The organism is Micromonospora halophytica (genome assembly GCF_900090245.1).
GTDB lineage: Bacteria > Actinomycetota > Actinomycetes > Mycobacteriales > Micromonosporaceae > Micromonospora > Micromonospora halophytica.
Genome location: NZ_FMDN01000018.1, coordinates 19892 through 44441, shown reverse-complemented (window position 1 = coordinate 44441; position 24550 = coordinate 19892). Strand labels below are relative to the sequence as shown.

The 24550-nt window shown below is 71.5% G+C and carries 22 protein-coding genes; 4 read left to right on the top strand and 18 right to left on the bottom strand.

Going from position 1 to position 24550, the window contains the following annotated elements; genetic code table 11:
- Positions 1-20 precede the first annotated feature (20 nt).
- Positions 21-725 (bottom strand): anti-sigma factor family protein, encoded by a 705-nt coding sequence (locus GA0070560_RS21000; protein WP_091300624.1) that lies wholly within the window; start codon positions 723-725, stop codon positions 21-23.
- Positions 722-1237 (bottom strand): sigma-70 family RNA polymerase sigma factor, encoded by a 516-nt coding sequence (locus GA0070560_RS20995; RefSeq protein ID WP_091300621.1) that lies wholly within the window; start codon positions 1235-1237, stop codon positions 722-724. Before GA0070560_RS20995 ends, GA0070560_RS21000 begins: the two co-directional genes overlap by 4 nt.
- A 213-nt stretch (positions 1238-1450) precedes the next feature.
- Here GA0070560_RS20995 and GA0070560_RS20990 point away from each other — a divergent pair, with 213 nt between their 5' ends.
- The gene (locus GA0070560_RS20990) at positions 1451-3580 is read left to right on the top strand and encodes a PhoX family protein (RefSeq protein WP_091300619.1); all 2130 of its coding nucleotides are present in this window, start codon (positions 1451-1453) and stop codon (positions 3578-3580) included.
- Positions 3581-3734: 154 nt separating this feature from the next.
- Here the strand turns inward: GA0070560_RS20990 and GA0070560_RS20985 are convergent, their stop codons facing one another.
- Complete coding sequence (locus GA0070560_RS20985) at positions 3735-4517, bottom strand: IclR family transcriptional regulator (RefSeq protein WP_091300617.1); 783 nt, start codon at positions 4515-4517, stop codon at positions 3735-3737.
- Positions 4518-4673: 156 nt separating this feature from the next.
- Here GA0070560_RS20985 and GA0070560_RS20980 point away from each other — a divergent pair, with 156 nt between their 5' ends.
- From GA0070560_RS20980 to GA0070560_RS20970, 3 genes are read left to right on the top strand one after another with little or no spacing between them, the layout of a single operon-like run.
- Positions 4674-5855, top strand: a complete 1182-nt coding sequence (locus tag GA0070560_RS20980; RefSeq protein ID WP_091300615.1) for an MFS transporter — start codon at positions 4674-4676, stop codon at positions 5853-5855.
- A gap of 32 nt (positions 5856-5887) precedes the next feature.
- Complete coding sequence (locus tag GA0070560_RS20975; protein WP_139131554.1) at positions 5888-6247, top strand: DUF6915 family protein; 360 nt, start codon at positions 5888-5890, stop codon at positions 6245-6247.
- Positions 6244-6726 carry a hypothetical protein gene (locus tag GA0070560_RS20970; protein WP_091300612.1) on the top strand — a complete coding sequence of 161 codons (483 nt, stop codon included), beginning with the start codon at positions 6244-6246 and terminating at the stop codon, positions 6724-6726. Before GA0070560_RS20975 ends, GA0070560_RS20970 begins: the two co-directional genes overlap by 4 nt.
- Before the next feature lie 104 nt (positions 6727-6830).
- Here GA0070560_RS20970 and GA0070560_RS20965 read toward each other — a convergent pair whose 3' ends face one another.
- From GA0070560_RS20965 to GA0070560_RS20895, 15 genes are all read right to left on the bottom strand, one after another.
- Entirely contained in the window at positions 6831-7916 is a 1086-nt protein-coding gene (locus GA0070560_RS20965; protein WP_091300610.1) for a polyprenyl synthetase family protein, read from the bottom strand.
- A 90-nt stretch (positions 7917-8006) separates the two neighbouring features.
- Positions 8007-9560: an NADH-quinone oxidoreductase subunit NuoN gene (gene nuoN, locus GA0070560_RS20960; RefSeq protein WP_091300608.1), complete on the bottom strand. Its 1554-nt coding sequence runs from the start codon at positions 9558-9560 to the stop codon at positions 8007-8009.
- Positions 9561-9624: 64 nt separating this feature from the next.
- Positions 9625-11157, bottom strand: coding sequence for an NADH-quinone oxidoreductase subunit M (locus tag GA0070560_RS20955; protein WP_091300606.1), 1533 nt, complete (start codon positions 11155-11157; stop codon positions 9625-9627).
- 61 nt (positions 11158-11218) lie between these two features.
- The gene (gene nuoL, locus GA0070560_RS20950) at positions 11219-13177 is read right to left on the bottom strand and encodes an NADH-quinone oxidoreductase subunit L (protein ID WP_091300604.1); all 1959 of its coding nucleotides are present in this window, start codon (positions 13175-13177) and stop codon (positions 11219-11221) included.
- An 11-nt stretch (positions 13178-13188) separates the two neighbouring features.
- Positions 13189-13506, bottom strand: a complete 318-nt coding sequence (gene nuoK / locus GA0070560_RS20945; protein WP_091300602.1) for an NADH-quinone oxidoreductase subunit NuoK — start codon at positions 13504-13506, stop codon at positions 13189-13191.
- On the bottom strand, positions 13506-14276 hold the full coding sequence (locus tag GA0070560_RS20940; RefSeq protein WP_091300600.1) for an NADH-quinone oxidoreductase subunit J: 771 nt from the start codon (positions 14274-14276) through the stop codon (positions 13506-13508). The genes nuoK and GA0070560_RS20940 overlap by 1 nt, the downstream gene beginning before the upstream one ends.
- Positions 14273-14914 carry an NADH-quinone oxidoreductase subunit NuoI gene (gene nuoI, locus GA0070560_RS20935; RefSeq protein WP_091300598.1) on the bottom strand — a complete coding sequence of 214 codons (642 nt, stop codon included), beginning with the start codon at positions 14912-14914 and terminating at the stop codon, positions 14273-14275. Before nuoI ends, GA0070560_RS20940 begins: the two co-directional genes overlap by 4 nt.
- Before the next feature lies 1 nt (position 14915).
- Complete coding sequence (nuoH, locus tag GA0070560_RS20930; protein ID WP_091300724.1) at positions 14916-16268, bottom strand: NADH-quinone oxidoreductase subunit NuoH; 1353 nt, start codon at positions 16266-16268, stop codon at positions 14916-14918.
- Between the two features lie 61 nt (positions 16269-16329).
- Positions 16330-18846: an NADH-quinone oxidoreductase subunit G gene (locus GA0070560_RS20925; protein ID WP_091300596.1), complete on the bottom strand. Its 2517-nt coding sequence runs from the start codon at positions 18844-18846 to the stop codon at positions 16330-16332.
- A 55-nt stretch (positions 18847-18901) separates the two neighbouring features.
- Positions 18902-20218: an NADH-quinone oxidoreductase subunit NuoF gene (gene nuoF / locus GA0070560_RS20920; RefSeq protein ID WP_091300594.1), complete on the bottom strand. Its 1317-nt coding sequence runs from the start codon at positions 20216-20218 to the stop codon at positions 18902-18904.
- The gene (nuoE, locus tag GA0070560_RS20915; protein ID WP_091300592.1) at positions 20215-21381 is read right to left on the bottom strand and encodes an NADH-quinone oxidoreductase subunit NuoE; all 1167 of its coding nucleotides are present in this window, start codon (positions 21379-21381) and stop codon (positions 20215-20217) included. The genes nuoF and nuoE overlap by 4 nt, the downstream gene beginning before the upstream one ends.
- Before the next feature lie 52 nt (positions 21382-21433).
- Positions 21434-22759, bottom strand: coding sequence for an NADH-quinone oxidoreductase subunit D (locus tag GA0070560_RS20910; RefSeq protein ID WP_091300590.1), 1326 nt, complete (start codon positions 22757-22759; stop codon positions 21434-21436).
- A complete protein-coding gene (locus GA0070560_RS20905; protein WP_091300588.1) occupies positions 22756-23493 on the bottom strand; it encodes an NADH-quinone oxidoreductase subunit C in 738 nt (245 codons plus the stop codon). Before GA0070560_RS20905 ends, GA0070560_RS20910 begins: the two co-directional genes overlap by 4 nt.
- Positions 23490-24167 (bottom strand): NuoB/complex I 20 kDa subunit family protein, encoded by a 678-nt coding sequence (locus GA0070560_RS20900; RefSeq protein WP_091300586.1) that lies wholly within the window; start codon positions 24165-24167, stop codon positions 23490-23492. The genes GA0070560_RS20905 and GA0070560_RS20900 overlap by 4 nt, the downstream gene beginning before the upstream one ends.
- 14 nt (positions 24168-24181) lie before the next feature.
- Positions 24182-24547 carry an NADH-quinone oxidoreductase subunit A gene (locus GA0070560_RS20895; RefSeq protein WP_088977004.1) on the bottom strand — a complete coding sequence of 122 codons (366 nt, stop codon included), beginning with the start codon at positions 24545-24547 and terminating at the stop codon, positions 24182-24184.
- Positions 24548-24550: the final 3 nt, after the last annotated feature.

The window sequence follows — 24550 nt, the reverse complement described above, 5'->3', positions numbered from 1 at the left end:
GGCCGGGCGTGGGATCCGGGTCAGCGCACGTCGTAGCCGAGGACGGCGGTGCCGTCGGCGCGGATCAGCTCCAGCCGGACCAGTTCCGCGTCGGTGAAGCGGGTCGCGCCGGTGAGGCGGACGTCGTCCCCGGGGGCGGCCAGCCAGGAGGCGATCTGCTCAGTCGCGTCGTCCGGCCCGTACGCCACCAGCCGGAAGGTGTACGCCTTGCCGTAGCCGGCCGTCGCGTCGTACCCGCACCGCATGGTGATCTCGGTGCCCCACTCGGTCCCGGTCAGCCCGATCTCGGCGTGCACCGCGGGCGTCTTCGCCGACACCGGCCGCATGGCGACCATCCGGACCGCCTGCCCGGTCGGCGTGGGCACGGGGTCGGCCGGACGCAGCGCGGTCGCCCCGCCGAAGCCCACCACCAGGGCGAACGCGGCGGCGACCAGGGCGGTCACGGCGTACCGTCGGCGCGAGCGCGACCGGTCGCGGCGACGGCGGTCCCGGGCGGCGGCGAGCAGGTCGGGCACCCGGGTGGTCTCCGGCGGTGCGGGCAGGAACTCGTCCAGCGCAACCGGGTCGAGCCGGCCCAGCAGCCCGGGGAGCACGGCGATCTCGGCGACCGCCTCCCGGCAGGCCGCGCAGCCGGCGAGGTGCCGCTCGTACGCGGCACGGTCGGCCGGGGCGAGGGCGCCCAGCACGTACGCGCCGTCGTCGTGCGCGAACTCGCAGCGGGTCATCCGGTCACCCCCATCTCGGCCAGGACCAACCGTAGTGAGCGCAGCGCGTAGTGGGTGCGGGACTTGACCGTCCCCGGCGGCACACCCAGCCGGGCAGCCGCCTCGGCCACCGACCGGCCCTGGTAGAAGCACTCGACCAGCACCTCCCGATGGGTCGGGCTGAGCCGGTTCAGCGCCTCGGCCACGGTCCACGCCTCCACCGCGCGCTCCGCTTCGTCGACCGCCTCCGGCGGCTCGGGCAGGTCATCGGTGAACACCTCACCGACCCGGGTGGACCGGCGCCGCCAGGCGTCGATCGCCAGGTTCCGGGCGGTGGTGAAGAGCCAGGCGCGGACCGAGCCGCGTCGCGGGTCGAGCGACCCGGGATGGCGCCAGGCCCGCAGCAGGGTCTCCTGCACCAGGTCCTCCGCCCGCGTCCGGTCGCCGTTGACCAGCCGGAGCGCATGCGCGAACAGCGCCTCCGCGTGCTCGTCGTGCAGGGCGCGCAGCAGTTGGGCGTCGTGGTCGCTGATGGTGATCCCCTCGCTCTCCGCGGCGAGTCGGGCCGGGTGGGTGTTCGCCCGTGGATACGCGCGGCGACCCGGATCGGTTCACCGCGACAGCTGTTCACACCTCGTTCACGCTCAATCCGAGGGCCGCTCACCGCGTCCTGGCAGCGTCCGGCCGGTACGCACGTCGATCAGCGATCCGCGTGCCACCGAACCGCTGCTTCCAGGAGGCACCCCATGAGCGACCGACCCCGGCTGCTCCCGTTGCTGGGCACCACCACCCGCCACGGCAGCCGTGACTCGATGACCTGTCTGTACCGGTGCGGCAACGCCTGCGACCACCCTGTTCCCAACACCTCCGACAACGCGTACTTCGGCGACGTGGTCTCCGCCGAGGTCAGCCGGCGCGGCGTGGTCCGGGCCGGCGCGGTCGGCGCGCTGGTGCTCGGCTTCGGCGGCGCGGCGGCCGGCGCGCTGGCCGGCGCGGCCCCGGCCGCCGCCGCGCCCGGCACCCCGGTGGTGCCGGAGGCAGCCGGCTTCGGCCGCCCGCAGCCGGGCACCGGCAGCGGCGCGCTGACCTTCAGCCCGATCCCGCCGAACCAGCTCGACACCCTGGTCGTCCCCAACGGGTACGACCACGCGGTGGTCATCCGCTGGGGCGACCCGGTCGTCCCCGGCGCGCCGGAGTTCGACCTGCGCGGCCAGACCGCCGCCGCGCAGTCGAAGCAGTTCGGCTACAACAACGACTTCGTCGGGGTGCTGCCGCTGGACCGGCGGGGCCGGCGGGCGCTGCTCGTGGTCAACCACGAGTACACCAACGAGGAGCTGATGTTCCCCGGCTTCACCACGATGGACGCGCTCAGCGTGGAGCAACTGCGGGTGGCCATGGCCGCGCACGGCATGTCCGTGGTGGAGCTGGAGCGGGTCGACGGCACCGGGCAGTGGCGTCCGGTCGCCAACGGCCGGCGGCCGTACAACCGGCGGGTGACCGCGCTGGCCACGAAGTTCGAGCTGACCGGCCCCGCCGCCGGCTCGGCCTGGCTGCGGACGGCCGCCGACCCGAAGGGCCGCACGGTCGTCGGCACGCTGAACAACTGCGCCGGTGGGGTCACCCCGTGGGGCACCGTGCTCTCCGGCGAGGAGAACTTCAACCAGTACTTCGTCGGCGGCGACGCCGCGCCGGAGGAGCTGAAGCCGAAGCTGGCCCGGTACGGCATCAAGACCACCACGCGGTACCCGGGCGGCAGCCGGAAGTGGGAGCGGGCCGACGAGCGCTTCGACCTGGCGAAGCACCCCAACGAGGCGCACCGGTTCGGCTGGGTCGTGGAGATCGACCCGTACGACCCGGAGAGCCGGCCGCGCAAGCACACCGCGCTGGGCCGGTTCAAGCACGAGGGCGCCAACGTCATCGTGGCGAAGAACGGGCACGTGGTCGCGTACATGGGCGACGACGAGCGCTTCGACTACCTCTACAAGTTCGTCTCCGACAAGAAGTTCCTGCCGGGCGACTCGTGGGTGGCGCGCAGGCACAACCTGACCCTGCTGGAGTCGGGCACGCTCTACGTGGCGAAGATCGAGCAGTCCAGCGCCGCCGAGATCGACGGTTCGGGCAGGCTCCCGGCCGACGGGGCGTTCAACGGCCGGGGCCGGTGGATCAAGCTGGTCAGCGGCAACCGCTCGTACGTCGACGGGATGACCGCCGCCGACGTGCTGACCTTCACCCGGCTCGCCGGTGACAAGGTCGGTGCGACCAAGATGGACCGGCCGGAGGACGTCGAGCCGAGCCTGCTCACCGGCAAGGTGTACGTGGCGCTGACCAACAACACCGACCGCGGCAAGCCCGGCAAGGCCCCGGCCGACGAGGCCAACCCGCGCAACCTCAACAAGCACGGGCAGGTCCTGGAACTGGTCGAGGACCGGGCCGACAACACGGCCGAGACCTTCGCCTGGTCGCTGCCGATCGTCGCCGGCGACCCGGCCGACCCGTCGACCTACTTCGCCGGGTACGACAAGACCAAGGTGTCGCCGATCTCCTGCCCGGACAACGTCGCCTTCGACGCCACCGGCAACCTCTGGATCTCCACCGACGGCAACGCGCTGGGCAGCAACGACGGCCTCTTCGCCACCGCCGTCGAGGGGCCGGAGCGCGGCCACCTCAAGCAGTTCCTCACCGTGCCGGTCGGTGCGGAGGCCTGCGGTCCGTTCATCACCGACGACCGCCGCTCGGTCTTCGTCGCGGTGCAGCACCCCGGCGAGGTCACCGGCGCGACGGTGGACAGCCCGGTGTCGACCTGGCCGGACGGCGACTACGCCAAGCCGGGCGTGGTGGTCACCTGGCGTCTGGACGGCGGCCCGATCGGCAGCTGACGTTCCCCTCGGTGGTCCGGCGCTGGACCACCGGCCGAAGGGCCCCGCTCTCCGCCAGGGACGGGGCCCTTCCGGCGTCGACCGGCCGCTGTCGGGACCCCGGCGGCACCGCGTGCTGCCCACGGCGGGACGGCCGACTACCGCGGAGCAGCGGTCAACTGTCCGTGGCGATGCCGTCGGCGACGGACCGGGCGACCGTCAGCAGCTTGGCCCGGACCACCCGGGCGGAGGTCATCATCTCGCCAGCCGGCAGCGCGCAGGCCAGCACCACGCGGCGCTCGATGTCCTTGTCCGGGGTGACCAGCACCGCCGCGCAGGCCACTCCCTGCCGGAACTGCCCCAGCTCCAACTGCATGCCGCGCCGGTCCCCGGCGGCCAGGTCGGCCTCGAACGTCTCCGGGCTGGTCAGGGTGGCCGCGGTGAACGGTCGCATGCCGTACTCGCGCAGGTAGCGGAACCGCTGCTCGGCGGTGAGGGTGGCGAGCAGGCTCTTGCCGAGGGCGGTCGCGTGCGCCCCCTCGTCGAAGCCGGGGACCAGGTCCTCCAGGTACGGCGAGCGCGGGCCCTCGGCGACCGCCGTGACCGCCACCTGGCCGCCCACGAACCGGCCGAGGTAGTGGCTCCAGCCGGTGTCGGCGGCGGCCCGGCGCAGCGTCTCACCGACCACCGGCGGCCCCCGGAACGCCGTCACCAGTTCCCGGTACCGGTCGGCCACCTCCAGCCCCACGATGTACGTACCGTCCTCCCGGCGGATCACGTAGCCCTCGTAGGCCAGGGTCCGGACCAGGTGGTACGTGGTGGCGACGGTCAGCTCGCACCGCCGGGCGATCTGTTTGACGGTCAGGCCCTTCGGGGCACGACCGACCGACTCGAGCACGCGTAACGCGCGGGAGACGCTCCGGATGAGATCCGAAGGCTCCGCCAGGGGGTCGCGCACAACCACCTCCGCAGCCGGGGACTTACACCATATGAAAAACAGGCCGGGGACGGAACGCCCGTTCGGGTCGAGGATGCCAGATCGGTCTGTACGTGGCGTGTATCGCTCCGACACGCCGAGTCGTCGTGAGGCGGATTCGCGTAGGTTGACGAGACCATGACCGGAACCGTTCTCGACCCCCCGCCGAGCCGGCCCGCGGTGCGTCCGCTGCGCGCCGGGGCCGGTGCCGTCGCGACCACCATCGCCTCGGTGCTGCCGGTGTTCCTGGTCGGCGGCCTGGCGGTGCAGATGGGTGACGACCTCGGCTTCTCCCCCGCCGGGCTGGGGCTGGCCGTCTCGGTCTACTTCGGCGTCAGCGCGCTGGCGTCGGTCCCCTCCGGCCGCCTCGTCGAGCGGTACGGCGCGGCCGTGGTCGGCCGCGCCGGCATCCTGCTGGCCGCCGGCTGCCTGCTCGCCATCGCGGTGCTCGCCCGCTCGTACCCGGCGCTGGTGATCCTGCTGGGGTTGAGCGCCGCCGCCAACGCGCTCGGCCAACTCGCGAGCAACGCCGCGCTGGCCCGGCACGTGCCGGCCCGCCGCCAGGGCCTCTCCTTCGGGGTGAAGCAGGCGGCGATCCCGGCCTCCACGCTGCTCGCCGGCGCGGCCGTGCCCACGATCGCGCTCACCGCCGGATGGCGCTGGGCGTTCGCGGCGGCAGCCGTCGCCGCCCTGGCCGCCCTGCCCGCCGTACCCCCGGCGGAGGCCCGACCGGTGGCACGCGCCAGGACGCGTGGCCGGCAGGTCACCCCCGCCCTGGTGGTCGTCGGGGTGGCCGCGACGCTCGCCGCGGCGGCGGCCAACGCCCTGGGCACCTTCCTGGTCGACTCCTCGGCGGCCCGGGGCCTCGCGCCCGGGCTGGCCGGGCTCACCCTCACCCTGGGCAGCGCGGTCTGCGTGACCGCTCGGGTGGGCGGGGGCTGGCTGGCAGACCGCAGGGCCGAGGGGCACGTCGCGGTGATCGCCGGGATGCTGGTCGTCGGGGCCGTGGGGCTGGGCCTGCTCGCCGTCGCCGGCGCGGTGCCGCTGGTGGTGGGCGTGGTGCTCGGCTTCGGTCTGGGCTGGGCCTGGCCGGGGCTGATGACCTTCGCCGTGGTCAGGCTGCACCCGCAGGCTCCCGCCGCCGCCACCTCGATCACCCAGACCGGGGTGTACGCGGGCGGCTGCCTCGGCCCGCTGGGCCTCGGCGCCACCGCCGCCGCCTTCGGCTACCCGGTGATGTGGCTGACCGCCGCCGTGGCGATGCTGACCGCTGCCGCGTTCATGCTGCTCGGCAGTCGGATGCTGGCCCGCCGGGGCTGAACCTGTCGGAGCCGCCGACTACCTTGTCGATCGTGAATTCGTGGCACCACGCCCAGTCCGCGGCCCGGAAGTGGGGCGGGACCCCGGAGGACTACCTGCCGATCGAGGAGTTCATCGACTCGTCGAAGCAGCTCATCGGGGACGTCCGGCACCGGTCGATGTACCACCACACTGCCGGCATCTACCTCTGCCAGCGGATCTTCGGCGACACCCTCCAGGTGGGGCGGCGACGCATCCCGGTCCGTCTCATCGCCGAACGGCACGTGCTGGAGGACCTGGGCTGGCTGCCCACCCCGGCGGACTACATCGAGGGCATGCCGATCCTGCCGTGGATGTCCGGTGCCCGGCGTAAGGAACTGCCCCTCTCCACCCTGCTCGGAGGCGACCAGTGAGTCACGTCAACTTCCTCGGCATCCCCGTCCAGGGCGATATCACCCGGCGCCGCCGGATCGTGCAGCGACCGCTGGCCGAGTTGCAGCCCCTGCTCCGGGCGCTCCTCGACGACGAGGCGGTGGTCGAGTTCGGCTGGCAGCAGTGCACGCCCTACTTCAACGACGGCGAGCCGTGCGAGTTCGCCGTGGACGGCTTCTGGGTGCGGACCACCGCCGACGCCCCCGACACCGGCCCCGAGGACCTCTGCGTCGGCGAGTACGAGGACCCGCACCCGACCCTGGGCTGGCGGGGCCGGAAGGCCGGCCGGCAGCACCCGTACACCGGCCCGGACGAACTCCGGTACGAGCGGGCCCGGGCGCTCGCCGACGCCCTGACCTCGGGTGGCTTCAACGACGTGCTCCTCGACGCCTTCGGCGACCACGCGCTGGTCGGCGTCCGCCGGGACGGCATCACCGTCACCTTCTACGAACACGAGTGACCCGGCCCCACCGCCCGGAGCGGCACGAGGGCGTCGGGGAACGGAAACGGGCGGGCACCTCCTGACCGGCGCGCGGCGGCGCGGGAGCCCGGCGGGCGCGCACGTCAGCTGGTGCGGTCGGCGATGTGGTCGCAGAGGGATTCGAGGGCGCGGCGGGCCGGGCTCTGCGGCAGCGGGGCGAGCCGCGCCCTGGCGTCCTCGGCGTAGCTGCGGACGGTCTCCCGGGCCCGCTTCAGCGCCGGGCTCTCGCGGAGCAGGCCGAGGGCCTCGGCGTGCAGCGCGTCGTCGACCAGCGGGCCGGTCGCCAGGATCTCGCGCAGCCGCGCCGAGGCCGCGTCGGAGTCGTCCGACGCCCGGGCGTAGAGCACCGGCAGGGTCGGCACGCCCTCGCGCAGGTCGGTGCCGGGCGTCTTGCCCGACTGCACCGACTCGCTGGCGATGTCGAGCAGGTCGTCGGAGAGCTGGAAGGCCACCCCGATCGTCTCGCCGTACCCGGCGAGAGCCTCGGTGTGCTCGGCGGTCGCGCCGCTGAACAGGCCGCCGAAGCGGGCCGAGGTGGCGATCAGCGAGCCGGTCTTCTCCGCGATGACGCTCAGGTAGTGCGCCACCGGGTCCTCGCCGGCCCGGGGGCCGACGGTCTCGGCGATCTGGCCGTGGACCAGTCGGGCGAAGGTGCGCGCCTGGAGGCGGACCGCCTCCGGGCCGAGGTCGGCGGCAATGTCCGCGGCCCGGGCGAAGAGGTAGTCGCCGACCAGGATGGCCACCGAGTTCGTCCAGCGGGAGTTGGCGCTCGGCGCGCCCCGCCGTACGGCCGCCTCGTCCATCACGTCGTCGTGGTAGAGCGTCGCCAGGTGGGTGAGCTCCATCACCACCGCGGCCGGGACGACCTGCGCGGTGGTCGGATCACCGAACTGGGCGCCCAGCGCCACCAGCAGCGGCCGGAACCGCTTGCCACCGGCCTCCACCAGGTGCCGCGCGGCCTCGGTGACGAACGGGTCGGCGCTGGCCACGCTGGCGCGCAGGTCGGCCTCGACGGAGTCGAGCAGACCCAGCACGGAGGTCTCGACGCGCGAATCGGCGAGATAGACGCCGAGCGCGCCGACCTGACTCGTGCCCGCCCGGCTCCGACGCCCGCCGGAGCCGACGACGCCTGAACCCTCGCCAGCCGGAATCACCACGCCATCAACCATGCCACACCCGTTCGACCTGCACCGGGGCGGGGATACAGGCGCGGGGCCGGTGCGCCACAGCGCACCGGCCCCGCATCCGGAAAAAGTGGATCATCTTACGAACGCCGCAGCGTCTGTCGCCAGGTCGAGCAGCGGGGCCGGGACCACGCCGAGAACCAGGGTGGCGACCACGCCGATCATCAGCGCGGTGGCGGTCAGGCCACCCGGCACGGTGACCGTCGGGGTGCTCTCGCCCGGCTCGGAGAGCCACATCATCACCACGACCCGCAGGTACGGGAAGGCCAGCACCATGCTGGTCAGCACGCCCGCCACCACCAGCCAGGCGTGACCGGCCTCCAGTGCCGGGCCGAACACCGCGAACTTGCTGGTGAAGCCACTGGTCAGCGGGATACCGGCGAAGGCCAGCAGGATGAAGGTGAAGATGCCGGCGTAGAACGGCGAGCGGCGGCCCAGCCCGGCCCAGCGGGACAGGTGGGTGGCCTCCCCGTCCGCGTCCCGCACCAGGGTCACCACGGCGAACGCGGCCAGCACGGAGAAGCCGTACGCGGCCAGGTAGAACATCGTGCCGGAGATGCCGGCGCCGCTCGGGGCGAGCACACCGACCAGCAGGTAGCCGGCGTTGGCGATCGAGGAGTACGCCAGCAGCCGCTTGATGTCGGTCTGGGTGACCGCCAGCACCGCGCCGACCAGCATGGTGAGCACCGCCACCACGCCGAGGACCGGGGTGAAGTCCCAGGCCGCGTCCGCGAACGCCACATGGAAGACCCGGAGCAGGGCGCCGAAGGCGGCGACCTTGGTGCAGGCCGCCATGAAGCTGGTGACCGGCGTCGGGGCGCCCTGGTAGACGTCCGGCGTCCAGACGTGGAACGGCGCCGCGGCGGCCTTGAAGAGCAGACCGATGGCGAGCAGCGCCATGCCGGCGAAGAGCAGCACCGGGCTGGCCGGCGACTCCTTGACGGCGGCGTGCACGGTGGCGAAGTCGACGCCGGCCGCCCGGCCCGGAATCCCGGCGGTGAAGCCGTAGACCAGCGCCACACCGAACAGGAAGAACGCCGAGGCGTACGCGCCGAGCAGGAAGTACTTCATCGCCGCCTCCTGGCTCAGCAGCCGCCGGCGGCGGGCCAGCGCACAGAGCAGGTAGAGCGGCAGGGAGAAGACCTCCAGCGCGATGAACATGGTCAGCAGGTCGTTGGCCGCCACGAAGATCAGCATGCCGCCGATCGCGAAGGTGGTCAGCGGGTACACCTCGGTGGCCCCGTTCTTCCCCTCGGCCTGCCGCCGGTCGTCGGCCGACTCGGCGGTCACCGCGGCCTGGGCGACGAACGCCCCGCCACGCTCCACCGAGCGCTCACCGATCAGCAGCAGCGACATCGCGGCGAGCACCAGGATGGCGCCCTGGAGGAAGAGCGCCGGGCCGTCGATGGCGATCGCCCCGCCGATGGTGATCAGCCGGTCACCGGCGCCCCGCACCACCATCACGAGCGCGGCGAGCACCGCCGCCAGGGCGAGCGACAGCTGCACCAGGTGCCGCCTGCGGCGCGGGACGAACGCCTCCACCAGGACGCCGAGCAGGGCGGCGCCCAGCATGATCAGGATCGGAGCGAGCGCCGCGTAGTCGATCGACGGCAGTTTCAGCTCGGTCATTGCAGATGCCGCCTTTCGTTCGCGACTGCGGGGCTCACTCGCTGCGCTCGTTCACTCCTCGCGCTCACTGCGATGCCTCCTGGACGCTGCCGACCTCAGGGGCGGGATCGGTCTTGCCGACGTCCTGCATGGTCGCCTGGACGGCGGGGTTGATGACATCGGTGACCGGCTTCGGGTAGAAGCCGAGCAGCACGATCAGAGCGATCAGCGGGGCGACCACGACCTTCTCGCGCAGGCTGAGGTCACGGCGCATGGCCTCGACCTCGGTCAGCTCCGGGTTGAGCGTGCCCTGCGTGGTGCGCTGGATCATCCACAGCACGTACGCGGCGGCCAGGATGATGCCCAGCGTGGCGATCACCGCCACCGGCTTGTTCACCGTGAAGGTGCCGATCAGCACCAGGAACTCGGAGACGAAGGGCGCGGTGCCGGGCAGCGCCAGCGAGGCCAGGCCGGCGAAGAACAGCACGCCGGCCAGGAGCGGCACCAGCTTGCCCGCGCCGCCGAAGTCCTTGATCAGCGCCGAGCCACGGCGGGCGATCAGCATGCCCACGACCAGGAAGAGCAGGCCGGTGGCGAGACCGTGGTTGAGCATGTAGAGCACCGCGCCGGTGCCGGCCTGGGTGGTGAAGGCGAAGATGCCGACCCCGATGAAGCCGAAGTGCGCGATCGAGGTGTACGACACCAGCCGCTTCAGGTCGGACTGACCGACCGCCAGCAGCGCCGCGTAGATGATGCCGATCAGGCCCAGCGCCAGCGCCCACGGGGCGAACCACTTCGACGCCTCGGGGAACAGCGGCAGGCAGTACCGCAGGATGCCGAAGGTGCCGACCTTGTCCAGCACGCCGACCAGCAGCGCGGCGGCGCCCGCCGGGGCGGCGCCACCGGCGTCCGGCAGCCAGGTGTGGAACGGGAAGAACGGCGCCTTGATGGCGAAGGCGAGGAAGAAGCCGAGGAACAGCCAGCGCTCGGTGCCGGTGGAGATGTCCACCTGGGTCAGCGTCTGCCAGTCGAAGGTCTTCCCGCCGACCACCCAGAGGCCGATCACCGCGGCGAGCATGAACAGACCGCCGACGAGCGAGTAGAGGAAGAACTTCACCGCCGCGTACTGCCGCTGGTGGCCGCCGTAGCTGCCGATCAGGAAGTACATCGGCACGAGCATGACCTCGAAGAACACGTAGAACAGGAAGACGTCGGCGGCGGCGAAGACACCGATCATCGTGCTCTCGAGGATGAGCAGCAGCGCGAAGTAGACCGGCACGGACCGCTTCGACGCCTCCGCGTCGTGCCAGGACGCCAGGATCACCAGCGGCACCAGCACGGCGATCAGCATCAGCATGACCAGCGCGATGCCGTCGGCGGCGAAGGTGAAGCTGACGCCCCAGGTCGGGATCCACGGGTACGACTCACGGAACTGGAGCCGGTCGCCGTCGACCTGGAACGACACCCACATGACCACGGAGAGCACCAGCACCAGCAGCGACCAGGCGAAGGCCACCTGCTTGGCCAGCTCGGGCCGGCGGCGTGGCAGGAAGGCCACGACCAGGGCGCCGACCAGCGGCGCCACGGTGAGCACCGAGAGGAACGGGAAGTCGGACATTATGCGGCCTTACCTCCGTCGTCACTGCGCGGTCCGCCGGCGACGGCCGCCTGAAGGTCGATCACGCCAACCACCCCGCCTGGACGGCCAGGAACGCGGCCACCACGAGCAGCGCGCCGGTGAGGATGGACGTCGCGTACGACCGGACGAAGCCGGTCTGCAGCCGCCGGAGTCGGCCGGAGCCGCCGCCCACCGCCGCGGCCAGGCCGTTGACCAGACCGTCGACGCCCCGGTTGTCGATGAAGACCAGCGCCCGGGTGAGGAAGATGCCCGGCTTCTCGAAGACCGCCTCGTTGAAGGCGTCGGTGTAGAGGTTGCGCCGGGCGGCGGTGACCAGCACGCCCGCCGGCTGCGGCGCGGTGGCCGTGCCGTTGCGGAACAGCATCCAGGCGAGCCCGGCGCCGAGCACCGTGACCAGCAGCGAGAGCACGGTGATGACGGTGTGCGACAGGACCGCCTCGTGCCCCTCCTCCTGCGCGCCGAGCCCGGCGGTGGCGGTCAGCCAGTCCGGCACGGAGGTGGCCAGCAGGAAGCCGGCGCCCACCGAGCCGATCGCCAGCAGGATCAGCGGGATCGTCATCAGCTTCGGCGACTCGTGCGGGTGCTCGATGTCCTCGGTCCAGCGCTTCGGGCCGTGGAAGGTGAGCACGAAGAGCCGGGTCATGTAGAAGGCGGTCAGCCCCGCGCCGAGCAGCGCCGCGCCGCCGAACAGCCAGGCCGTCCAGCCCTCCCGCTCGAACGCCGCCACGATGATCGGCTCCTTGGAGAAGAAGCCGGAGAAGGGGAACATGCCGATGATGGCGAGCCAGCCCATCATGAAGGTGATCCAGGTGACCTTCATGTACTTCGACAGCCCGCCGAAGCGGCGGATGTCCACCTGGTCGTTCATGCCGTGCATGACCGAGCCGGCCCCGAGGAACATGTTGGCCTTGAAGAAGCCGTGCGCCAGCAGGTGCACGATCGCCAGCGCGTACGCCGCGCCGCCCAGGCCGACGCCGAGGAACATGTAGCCGATCTGGCTCACCGTCGACCAGGCCAGCACCCGCTTGATGTCGTCCTTGGCCGCACCGATGAGGCAGCCCATCAGCAGGGTGATCGCGCCGACGCTGACCACGACGAGCTGGAGGGTGGAGTTGGCCGAGAAGACCGGGTTGGAGCGGGCGATCAGGTAGACGCCCGCGGTCACCATGGTGGCGGCGTGGATGAGCGCCGACACCGGGGTCGGGCCCTCCATCGCGTCCGGCAGCCAGGCCTGCAGCGGGAACTGGCCGGACTTGCCGGCCGCGCCGAGCAGCAGGAGCAGGCCCAGCACCAGCACGGTGCCGCCGGCCAGCGCGCCGACGCCGTTGAAGACCTCGTCGTACTGGGTGGTGCCGAGGGTGGCGAACATGATGAAGATGCCGATCGCCAGGCCGGCGTCGCCGACCCGGTTCATCAGGAACGCCTTCTTGCCGGCGGTGGCCGCGCTCGGCCGCCCGTACCAGAAGGAGATCAGCAGGTACGACGCCAGACCGACGCCCTCCCAGCCGAAGTAGAGCATCACGTAGTTGTTGCCGAGCACCAGCAGCAGCATCGCGGCGACGAAAAGGTTGAAGTAGGCGAAGAACCGTCGCCGGCCCTCGTCGTGCGCCATGTACTCGACCGCGTAGAGGTGGATCAGGAAACCCACCCCGGTGATCAGCAGGACGAAGACCGCGGCCAGCGGGTCGAAGAGCAGACCGAAGTCCACCCGCAGGTCGCCGACCGTGATGAAGTCCCAGAGGCTCAGCTCGACGGACTTGTTCTCCAGGCCGCGGAGCTGGAAGAAGTAGCTCAGCCCGAGCACGAACGCGGCGCCGATGGCGGCCACGCCGAGCCAGTGCCCCCAGCGGTCGGCCCGCCGCCCGAGCAGCAGCAGGATCGCCGCGCTGACCAGCGGGATCGCCACCAGCAGCCAGACGCTGCTCAGCAGACCCCCAGCTTCCGCGTAGGCGACGGTGCCGGCCGGCTCGGCCTGGGCGTACGTCAGGATCTCATCCACCGCAGGGCCCCTCAGTACTTCAGCAGGTTGGCGTCGTCGACGCTCGCGGAGCGCCGAGTCCGGAAGATCGACATGATGATCGCGAGCCCGACCACGACCTCGGCCGCCGCCACCACCATCACGAAGAACGCCATGATCTGGCCGTTGAGGTCACCGTTGATCCGGCTGAAGGTGACCAGCGTCAGGTTCGCCGCGTTGAGCATCAGCTCGACGCACATGAACAGCACGATCGCGTTGCGCCGGACCAGCACCCCGACGGCGCCGATGGTGAAGAGCACCGCCGCGAGGACCAGGTAGTAGTTCGGCTCGACCGAGAAGAACTCGCCCATCACTTGTCCGTCCCCTTCAGCGTGGTCTCCTCGGCGGTCAGCTCCCGCACCGGCAGGATCTCCGGGATGCTGCGGTCGGTGAGCCGGCCGTCGGGCAGCCGGGCCGGGGTGGCCACGGAGGACGAGGTGGCGAAGACACCCGGGCCGGGCTTCGGGCCCGGGTAGTTGCCGGGACGGAACCGGGCCTTCATGGTGGCGACCTGGTCCATCCGGTCCTCCTTGCGCCGCTCCACGTGCGCCAGCACCATCGCGCCGACGGCCGCCGTGATCAGCAGCGCCGAGGTCAGCTCGAAGGCGAAGACGTACTTGGTGAAGAGCAGCCGGGCGATGCCCTGCACGTTGCCCTCGGCGTTCGGCTGGTCGAGCCCGGCCGCGGTGACCCCGTCGAGGGCGCGGTACAGGCCGGTGCCGACCAGGCCGGCGAAGCCGAGGGCCAGCACGATCGCCGCGACCCGCTGGCCGCGCAGCGTCTCGATGAGCGAGTCCGAGGCGTCCCGGCCGACCAGCATCAGCACGAAGAGGAAGAGCATCATGATCGCGCCGGTGTAGACGATGATCTGCACCATGCCGATGAACGGGCCCGCCTGGAGCACGTAGAACACGCCCAGGCAGAGCATGGTCAGCACCAGCCAGAGGGCGGAGTGCACCGCGTTGCGGGCCAGGACCATGCCGATCGCGCCGATCAGCGCCAGCGGGGCGAGGATCCAGAAGGTGACCTGCTCACCCCCGGAGACCCCGCCCGCCGCCGCGAGCACCGTCTGCGTGGTCATGCTCCTGCTCCCTTGCCAGCCTCGGCCCGCTGGGCGTGCTGCTCGGCACCGGGGAAGGTCACCCCGGGGTGCTCCTCGAGCTGGTAACGGCCCGGGTTGTTGGCCGAGTGCTCGGCACCGGCCGAGGTGCCCGGGTTGGTCAGCGCGCCGACGTAGTAGTCCTTCTCGCTGTCACCCAGCCGCATCGGGTGCGGCGGTTGCTCCATCCCCGGCAGCAGCGGCGCGAGCAGCTGCTCCTTGGTGAAGATCAGGTCCTGCCGGTTGTCCCGGGCCAGCTCGTACTCGTTGCTCATGGTGAGCGAACGGGTCGGGCAGGCCTCGATGCAGAGCCCGCAGAAGATGCACCGGGCGTAGTTGATCTGGTAGACGCTGGCGTACCGCTCACCCGGCGAGAAGCGCTGCTCGTCGGTGTTGTCGCCACCCTCGACGTAGATCGCGTCCGCCGGGCAGGCCCAGGCGCACAGCTCGCAGCCGATGCACTTCTCCAGGCCGTCCGGGTGCCGGTTCAGGATGTGCCGGCCGTGGTAGCGCGGCGCCGAGACCGGCGGCTTGAACGGGTAGTCGGTGGTGACGACCTTCTTGAACATGTGCGAGAAGGTGACCCCGAAGCCCTTGAACGTTCCGGTGATCGCGCCCACGTCACACCTCCCTGGAGTCCGAGCCGGCGGCGATGTTGGCCGGCTCCCGCTCGGCGACCACGCGCTTGGTGCGCGGGCTCGGTGGTACCTGAAGGTCCATCGGGGGCAGCGGGAAGCTGCCGTGCGGCCGACTGTTGACCTGTTCCTGAACGGACGGCTTCGGCGTCGCCTTGCGGCTCGGCCACAGCAGCGTGATCAGCAGCAGCACGCCCGCGCCGATGGCGGTGGCGAGCAGCCGGTCCCGCGACTGCCAGTCCTCGATCGACCGCAGGCCGGCCAGGACCAGGATCCAGACCAGGTTGATCGGGAGGAGGACCTTCCAGCCGAAGCGCATGAACTGGTCGTACCGGAGCCGGGGCAGGGTGCCCCGGAGCCAGACGAAGACGAAGACCAGGATCAGCACCTTGCCGAAGAACCAGAGCATCGGCCACCAACCGGAGTTGGCGCCCGCCCAGATGGTGGTGATCGGGGCCGGGGCCCGCCAGCCGCCGAGGAAGAGCGTCGTGGTGACCGCGGACATGGTCACCATCGCGACGTACTCGGAGAGCATGAAGAGCGCGAACTTCAGCGAGCTGTACTCGGTCATGAAGCCCGCGACCAGCTCGGACTCCGCCTCGGGCAGGTCGAACGGCGCCCGGTTGGTCTCACCGACGGTGGCGATGAAGAAGATGATGAAGCTGGGCAGCAGCAGGATCGCGTACCAGCCGGGGGCCGGGAACTCGAAGCCCCCGATGCTGAGCTGGGTGCCGTTGGCCTGGGCGGCGACGATACCGCTGGTGGACATCGTGCCGGCGGTCATGAAGACCGCCACGATGCTCAGCCCCATCGCGACCTCGTACGAGATCATCTGGGCGCTTGAGCGCAGGCCACCGAGCAGCGGGTACGTCGAGCCGGAGGCCCACCCGCCGAGCACGATGCCGTAGACGGCCAGCGAGGAGCAGGCCAGCAGCACCAGCACCGCCACCGACACGTCGGTGACCTGCAACGGCGTCCGGTGGCCGAAGATGCTGACCATCGGGCCGAACGGGATCACCGACAGGGCGGTGACCGCGCAGACCACCGAGATGACCGGTGCGAAGAAGTAGACGACCTTGTCGGCGGACTTCGGAAGGATGTCCTCCTTGAAGGCCATCTTCAGGCCGTCGGCGAGGGTCTGCAGCAGGCCGAACGGTCCGACCTGGTTCGGGCCGGGCCGGACCGCCATGCGGCCGACGACCCGCCGCTCGAACCAGACGCCGAGCAGCGTGGCGAGCAGACCGAAGGCGAAGGCGAAGACGATCTTGCCGAGGACCAGCCACCACGGGTCCTTGCCGAAGTCGGCCAGCGTCGGGTCCTGCGCGAGGAGGACGGTCACGGTGCCCACCTTTCGTTCGCGACTGCGGGGCTCACTCGCTTCGCTCGTTCACTCCTCGCGCTCACTGGACACCGCCGGAGTTGAGGAGCGGACCCGGACGGCCGGCCTCGTCCGCCGCGACCCGCCCGGCCGGGACGCTCGCGCCGGTCGGGGTGGGGACGGAGAGCCGTACGACCGCGCCGGACGTCGCGCCGAGGCTGCGCCGCACGGTCGAGCCGGGAGAGTTGGTCGGCAGCCAGACGACGCCGTCCGGCATCTCGGTGACCGCGGCGGGCAGGGTCACCGCGCCACGGTCGGTGCCCACCGTCACCGGGTCGCCGTCGGCGACGCCGATCGCCTCGGCGGTGCCCTTGCCCAGCCGGACCACCGGCGGGCGGGCGGTGCCGGCGAGGTGCTCGTCGCCGTCGGTGAGGCTGCCCAGGTCGATGAGCTGGTGCCAGGTGGCCAGCACGGCCTCCCCGGGCCCGAGCTCTCGGACGGCGGCCGGCTCGACCGTCGGGGCTGCCGGGGGAGCCATCCGGGTCTGCGGCAGTCCGCCCAGCTCGCGGCGGACGCTCGGCACGTCACCGGTGCCGAGCCGGACGTCGAGCTGCGCGGCGAGCGCGTCCAGCACCCGGCCGTCGGTCATCGCCCCGGTGTGCAGCACCTCCTCGAAGGTGCGCAGCCGGCCCTCCCAGTCCAGGAAGCTGCCGGCCTTCTCGACCACCGGGGCGACCGGGAAGACCACGTCCGCCCGGCGGGCCACCGCCGAGTTGCGCAGCTCCAGGCTGACCAGGAACGGCACCGCGTCCAGGGCCTGCTCGGCCAGGCGCGGGTCGGCCAGGTCTGCGGGGTCCACGCCGGCCACCACCAGGGCGCCGAGCCGGCCGTTGGCCGCCGCGGCGACGATCTGGTCGGTGTCCCGACCGGCCTGGCTGGGGATCACCCCGGCCGGGATGTCCCAGGCCTCACCGAGCTCGGCGCGGGCGGCCGGCTCGGTGACCAGACGCCCGCCGGGGAGCAGGTTGGGCAGGCAGCCCGCGTCGACCGCGCCGCGGTCACCGGCACGCCGCGGCACCCAGGCCAGCTTCGCACCGGTACGCCGGGCGACGTCCGCGGCGGCGGAGAGGCCACCCGGCACGCCGGCCAGCCGCTCGCCGACGAAGAGGATCGCGCCCTCGGCGCCGAGCGCCTCGGCCACCGTGTCGTGCTCGGCGAGCACGCTCGCCTCCTCGCCCGGCACCACCCGGGCCAACTTGGCGCCGAGCTTCTCCAGGCCCCGGGTGGCGAACGGGGCGATCGCGTAGACCTTCAGCTTCTTCTTCAGGTACGCCTTGCGCAGCCGCAGGAAGAGGATCGGGCACTCCTCCTCCGGCTCCAGGCCGACCAGCACCACCGTGGACGCCTTCTCCACGTCGGCGTACGTCACGTCGGTGACCCCGGCGACGGTGCTGGCCAGGAAGTCGGCCTCCTCGCGGGAGACCGGCCGGGCCCGGAAGTCGATGTCGTTGGTGTGCAGGGCGACCCGGGCGAACTTCGCGTACGCGTAGGCGTCCTCGACGGTGAGCCGGCCGCCGGTCAGCACCGCGGTGCCCTGCCCGCCGTCCCGGGCGGCGCGCAGGCCCTCGGCGGCCCGGGTCAGCGCCTCGCTCCAGGACGCCTCGCGCAGCTCACCGCTGTGCTCGTCGCGGACCAGCGGGGTGGTGAGCCGGTCGAAGGCGCGGGTGTACTGGAAGCCCCACCGCCCCTTGTCGCAGTTCCACTCCTCGTTGACCTGCGGGTCGTCGCCGGCCAGCCGGCGCAGCACCTTGCCCCGCCGCCAGTCGGTGCGCTGGGCGCAGCCGGCCGAGCAGTGCTCGCAGACGCTGGGGGTGGAGACCAGGTCGAAGGGGCGGGCCCGGAACCGGTACTGCGTGCCGGTCAGCGCGCCCACCGGGCAGATCTGCACCGTGTTGCCGGAGAAGTACGAGTTGAACGGCACGTCACCGCTGTCGTCCCCGGGCTCCGCGCCGTACGCGTCGTCCCGGTAGATGTTGATCTCCTCGGCGGACGACCGGCCCATCAGGTCGATGAACTTGTCGCCGGCGATCTCCTCGGAGAACCGGGTGCAGCGCTGGCAGAGCACGCAACGCTCACGGTCGAGCAGCACCTGGGTGCTGATCGACATCGGCTTCTCGTACTCCCGCTTGTGCTCGTGGAAGCGCGAGTCGGTGCGGCCGGTGGACATGGCCTGGTTCTGCAGCGGGCACTCGCCGCCCTTGTCACACATCGGGCAGTCGAGCGGGTGGTTGACCAGCAGCAGCTCCATGATCCCCTCCTGCGCCTTCTTGGCGACCGGGGAGGTGAGCTGGGTACGCACCACCATGCCGTCGGCGACGGTCTGGGTGCAGGAGGCGACCGGCTTGCGCTGCCCCTCCACCTCGACCAGGCACTGGCGGCAGGCGCCGGCCGGGGCCAGCAGCGGGTGGTCGCAGAACCGGGGGATCTCGGTCCCCAACTGCTCGGCGACCCGGATCAGCAGCGCCCCCTTGGGGGCGGTGACCTCGACGCCGTCGATGGTGAGGGTGACGGTCTCGGCCGGCTTGGCTACGTCGGTCATCAGAGTCGCCTTCCATTCGCGACTGCGGGACTCGCAAGCTCGTTCCTCGCGCTCATCAGTGCGCACCCACCAAGGTCTTCTCCGACAACCTGGGTGCGGTACGTCCCTCGATGTAGTCGAGGTAGTCCTGCTTGAAGTACTTCAGCGACGAGGTCACCGAGCTGGTCGCACCGTCACCCAGGCCGCAGAACGCACGGCCGAGGATGTTGTCGCAGGTGTCGAGCAGGGTGTCCAGGTCCTCATGGGTGCCCTGGCCGGCGAGGATCCGCCGGTAGATCCGCACCATCCAGTAGTTGCCCTCCCGGCACGGGGTGCACTTGCCGCACGACTCGTGGTGGTAGAACTCCATCCACCGGTAGGTCGCGTACACCGGGCAGTCCTGGTCCGAGAAGATCTGGGTGGCCGTGGTGCCCAGGATCGAGCCGGCCGCCGCCACCTGATCGAAGTCCAGCGGCACGTCCAGGTGCTCGGCGGTCAGCAGCGGCGTCGACGAGCCACCCGGGGTCCAGAACCGCAGGTTGTGCCCGGGCTGCGTCCCCCCGGCCAGCTCGATCAGCTCGCGCAGGGTGATCCCCATCGAGCACTCGAACTGGCCCGGGTTGGCGATCCGGCCGGAGAGCGAGTAGATCATCGGGCCGGAGGACTTCTCCGTGCCCATGGTCTTCCACCAGTCCGCGCCGCCCAGCACGATGTACGGCACGCTGGCGATGGTGCCGACGTTGTTGACCACGGTCGGGCTGGCGTACAGGCCGTGGGTCGCCGGGAACGGCGGGCGCAGCCGGGGCTGGCCCCGGAAGCCCTCCAGCGAGTCCAGCAGCGCGGTCTCCTCACCGCAGATGTACGCCCCGGCGCCGGAGTGCACCACCAGATCCAGGTCGAAGCCGCTGCCCTGGATGTTGCGGCCCAGGTAGCCCTTGGCGTACGCCTCCTGGACGGCGTGCCGCAGCCGCCGCGCGGCGTGCACCGCCTCGCCCCGGATGTAGATGTAGGCACGGTTGGCCCGGATCGCGTACGACGCGATGATCACGCCCTCGACCAGCGAGTGCGGGTCGTGCGTCATCAGCGGCAGGTCCTTGCAGGTGCCCGGCTCGCCCTCGTCGGCGTTGACCACGAGGTAGTGCGGCTTGCCGTCGCCCTGCGGGATGAAGCCCCACTTCAGGCCGGTCGGGAAGCCCGCGCCGCCCCGGCCGCGCAGGCCGGAGTCCTTGATCAGCTGGATCAGGTCGTCCGGGTGGGCCTTGAGGGCCTTGCGCAGCGCCGCGTAGCCGTCGAGCTTCTGGTAGGTGCCGATCCGCCAGGCGTCCGGCGACAGCCAGCGCTTGGTCAGCACCGGCGTCAGCTTGGCCAGCGTCTCCGGCCGGGGAGTGGTCACTTCTGGACCCCCGTCTCGCTCGCGACGGCGGAACCGGCGCCGTTGGTGCCGGCCCCTGCCTCGGCTTCCTTGAGGTTGCGCTCCTGCGCCCCGGCCTCGTCGCCGGCGGGCTTGCCGTCACCGGCCGGCGCGTTCGCGGCGGTGCCGGCGGCCTCCGCCTTCTGCGCGTCGCGGGCAGCCGGCGCGGTGCCGTCCACCGGCATCTTGGTGCCGGGGGCGTCGGCCACGGCGGTCTGCGCGTCCGGCTGCCGGGTCTCGGCGGCCCGGATCTCGGGCGACTTGGCGTCCGGCGCCTTCACGTCGGGGGCGGTGCTGCCGGTGGCCCGCTCCGCGGGGGCCGGCTCGCCGACGCCCGCGCTGCCGGGCGTACCCGACGGGACGGCGCTGCCGGTCGGGGCCGTCGTCGGGGCCGCCGTCGGGGCCGGCTTCGCGGCCTCGGCCTTCGCCTTCGCCTCGGCGGCGACCTTGTCGGCCTCGGCCTTGCTGCGGATCGGCGTGTTCGGGTCGAAGCCGGGTACCGAGATCCCGTGCTGCTCGGCCAGGCGCAGGCCCCGCAGGGTCGGCTCCCCCGGCCCGCCGTCGGCGACCGCGCCCTCGCGCTCGTCGGCGAAACCGGCGAGCTGCACGGCCATCTCCTTGAGCGTGCAGAGCCGGGCGCCCCGGGTCGGCATCGGCCGGCCACCGGCGCGCAGTTCCTCGACCACCCCGAGCGCGGACTGCGGGTCCACGTTGTCGAAGAAGTCGTAGTTGACCGTCATGACGGGCCCGTAGTCGCAGGCCGCCAGGCACTCGGCGTGCTCCAGGGTGATCTTGCCGTCGGCGGTGGTCTCGTCGTGCCCGACGCCGAGGTGCTCGGCGAGGGTGTCGTAGACCTCCTGGCCGCCGAGCACGTTGCACATCGTGTTGGTGCAGACGCTGACCAGGAAGTCACCGGTCGGCCGGCGCTTGTACATGGTGTAGAAGGTGGCGACCGCGCCGACCTGGGCCTTGTTCAGCCCGAGCACCTCGGCGCAGAACTCCACGCCCGCCGGGGAGACGTACCCCTCCTCGGACTGCACCAGGTGCAGCAGCGGCAGCAGCGCCGAGCGGGACCGGTCGGCCGGGTACCGGGCGATGATCTCCCGCGCCCGGGCCCGGGTCTCGTCACTGAAAGTCGTCGTCATCAGAGCCGCCTTCCGTTCGCGACTGCGGGGCTCGCCAGCTCACTCCTCGCGCTCACCGGTCACAACCACCCATCACGGGGTCCAGCGAGGCGCCACCGGCGATCACGTCGGCGATCAGGCCGCCCTCGGCCATCGCCGGGAGGGCCTGGAGGTTGATGAAGCTCGGCTCCCGGTAGTGCACCCGGTAGGGGCGGGTGCCGCCGTCGGAGACCGCGTGCACGCCCAACTCGCCGCGGGGCGACTCGATGCCGACGTACACCTGGCCCGGCGGGACCCGGAAGCCCTCGGTGACGAGCTTGAAGTGGTGGATCAGCGACTCCATCGACTGACCCATGATCTTGGCGACGTGCTCCAGCGAGTTGCCCATGCCGTCGACGCCGATGGCGAGCTGCGCCGGCCAGGCGATCTTCCGGTCGGCCACCATCACCGGGCCCGGCTTCAACCGGTCCAGCGCCTGCTCGACCAGCTTGAGCGACTCCCGGATCTCGGCGAGCCGGACCAGGTAGCGGCCCCAGACGTCGCCGTCGGTGTGCGTCGGCACGTCGAACTCGTACGTCTCGTAGCCGCAGTACGGCATGGTCTTGCGCAGGTCCCAGGCGAGCCCCGCGGAGCGGAGCACCGGGCCGGTCACGCCGAGGGCGAGACAGCCGGTCACGTCGAGCACCGCCACGTTCTGCGTCCGCTCCAGCCAGATCGGCTGGCCGGAGAGCATGTTCTCGTACTCCTTGAGCTTCTTCGGCATCAGCTTGAGGAACTCGCGGATCTTGACGATCGCCTCGTCCGGCACGTCCTGCGCCACACCGCCCGGCCGGACGTACGCGTGGTTCATCCGCAGGCCGGTGATGATCTCGAAGATCTCCAGGATGTACTCACGCTCGCGGAAGCCGTAGAGCATCATGTTGATCGCGCCCAGCTCCATGGCCGTGGTGGCCACCCAGACCAGGTGCGAGGAGATGCGGTTCAGCTCCATCATCAGCACCCGGATGGTGGTGGCCCGCTCGGTCACCTCGTCGGTGATGCCGAGCAGCTTCTCCACCGCCAGCGCGTACGCCGTCTCGTTGAACAGCGGGGAGAGGTAGTCCATCCGGGTCACGAACGTCGAGCCCTGGACCCAGTTGCGGTACTCCAGGTTCTTCTCGATGCCGGTGTGCAGGTAGCCGACGACCGAGCGGGCCTCGCGGACCGTCTCGCCCTCCAGCTCCAGGATCAGCCGGAGCACGCCGTGCGTGGACGGGTGCTGCGGACCCATGTTGACGACGATGCGCTCTTCGTTGATCGGGTCGGTACCGGAGACGACCGTGTCCCAGTCCCCACCGGTGACGGTGAAGACCCTGCCCTCGGTGGTCTCGCGCTCGGTGGCGTAGTTCGACGTCGTCACTGGTACGACCTCCGCTTGTCCGGCGGCGGGATCTCCGCGCCCTTGTACTCGACGGGCACGCCGCCGAGTGGGTAGTCCTTGCGCTGCGGGTGCCCCTCCCAGTCGTCCGGCATGAGGATCCGGGTGAGGTTGGGGTGGCCGTCGAAGACGATGCCGAACATGTCGTACGCCTCCCGCTCCTGCCAGTCGGCGGTCGGGTAGACGGCGGTGACACTCGGCAGGTGCGGGTGCTCGACGGAGACCGCGGCCTCCAGCCGGACCATGCGCCGGTAGGTCATCGAGGTGAGCTGGTAGACGACGTGCAGCCGGCGCTCGTCGGCGCCCAGGTAGTCCACGCCGGAGACCGAGGAGCAGAGTTCGAAGCGCAGCGCCAGGTCGTCCCGCATCACCTGGCACACCTCGGCGATCCGCTCCGGGCGTACGTGCAGGGTCAGCTCGCCCCGGTCGACGACGACCTTCTCGATCGCCTCGCCGAAGGCCGGGTACGCCTCCTCCAGCGCGTCGCGGACCTCGTCGAAGTAGCCGCCGTACGGGCGGGGGCTCTCCTCGATCGGTCGGCGCTGCCGGACCAGGCCACCGAAGCCGGAGACGTCGCCGCTGCCGTGGATGCCGAACATGCCGCGGCCGGCGGGGCTGGACGGCGGGTGCTCGGCCGGGGCGCCGCTGGTGGCGCCGGCCGGCGTGGTCGGGACCGGCACGCCGCCGTTGTCGTTCCTGTCGTTGGGTGCGGTCACTTGATGCCCCCGTGCTGGTGCAGGTGGTTCTGGGCCTTCATCCAGTTCTCGATCCGCAACTGCTCCTCGCGCCCCTCGCGGACGGCCTTGGTCCACTCGGCGCGCCGGGCCTTGTCGTTGCGGTACGACGAGGGCATCGAGCCGTACGGCACCACGGGCACGTCACCGCGCTCCTGGCGGGCCTGGAGCATCTTGCGGCCGTTCGGGCCCAGCGGCTCGTACATGATCTTCTCGCGGAGCTTGAGCACCGCGTCGATGAGCATCTCCGGCCGGGGCGGGCAGCCCGGGAGGTACATGTCGACCGGGACGATGTGGTCGACGCCCTGCACGATGGCGTAGTTGTTGAACATGCCGCCGCTGCTGGCGCAGACGCCCATCGAGATGACCCAGCGGGGCTCGGCCATCTGGTCGTAGATCTGGCGCAGGACCGGGGCCATCTTCTGGCTCACCCGGCCGGCCACGATCATCAGGTCGGCCTGGCGCGGCGAGGCGCGGAACACCTCCATGCCCCAGCGACCCATGTCGTAGTGCGGGCCACCGGCGGCCATCATCTCGATGGCGCAGCAGGCCAGGCCGAAGGTGGCGCCCCAGACGGACGACTTCCGCGACCAGTTGACCAGCTTCTCCACGGAGGTGAGCAGGACGCCGGCGGGGAGCTTCTCCTCGATGCCCATCTGACGTACCTCCCTCAGTCCCAGTCCAGGCCGCCGCGCCGCCACACGTAGGCGTACGCGACGAAGACCGCGACGATGAACAGGACCATCTCCACGAAGCCGAAGATCGGCAGGGCGTCGAACGAGACCGCCCAGGGGTAGAGGAAGATGATCTCGATGTCGAAGACGATGAAGAGCATCGCCGTCAGGTAGAACTTGATCGGGAACCGTCCGCCGCCCACCGGCTGGGGGCTCGGCTCGATACCGCACTCGTACGCTTCGAGCTTGGCCTTGTTGAAGCGTCGGGGCCCGGCGAAGCGAGCGGCGGCCACGGAGAACAGCGAGAACCCCGCGGCGAGGGCGAACAGCCCGATGATCGGTGCGTAAGGCGAGAGCGACATCTT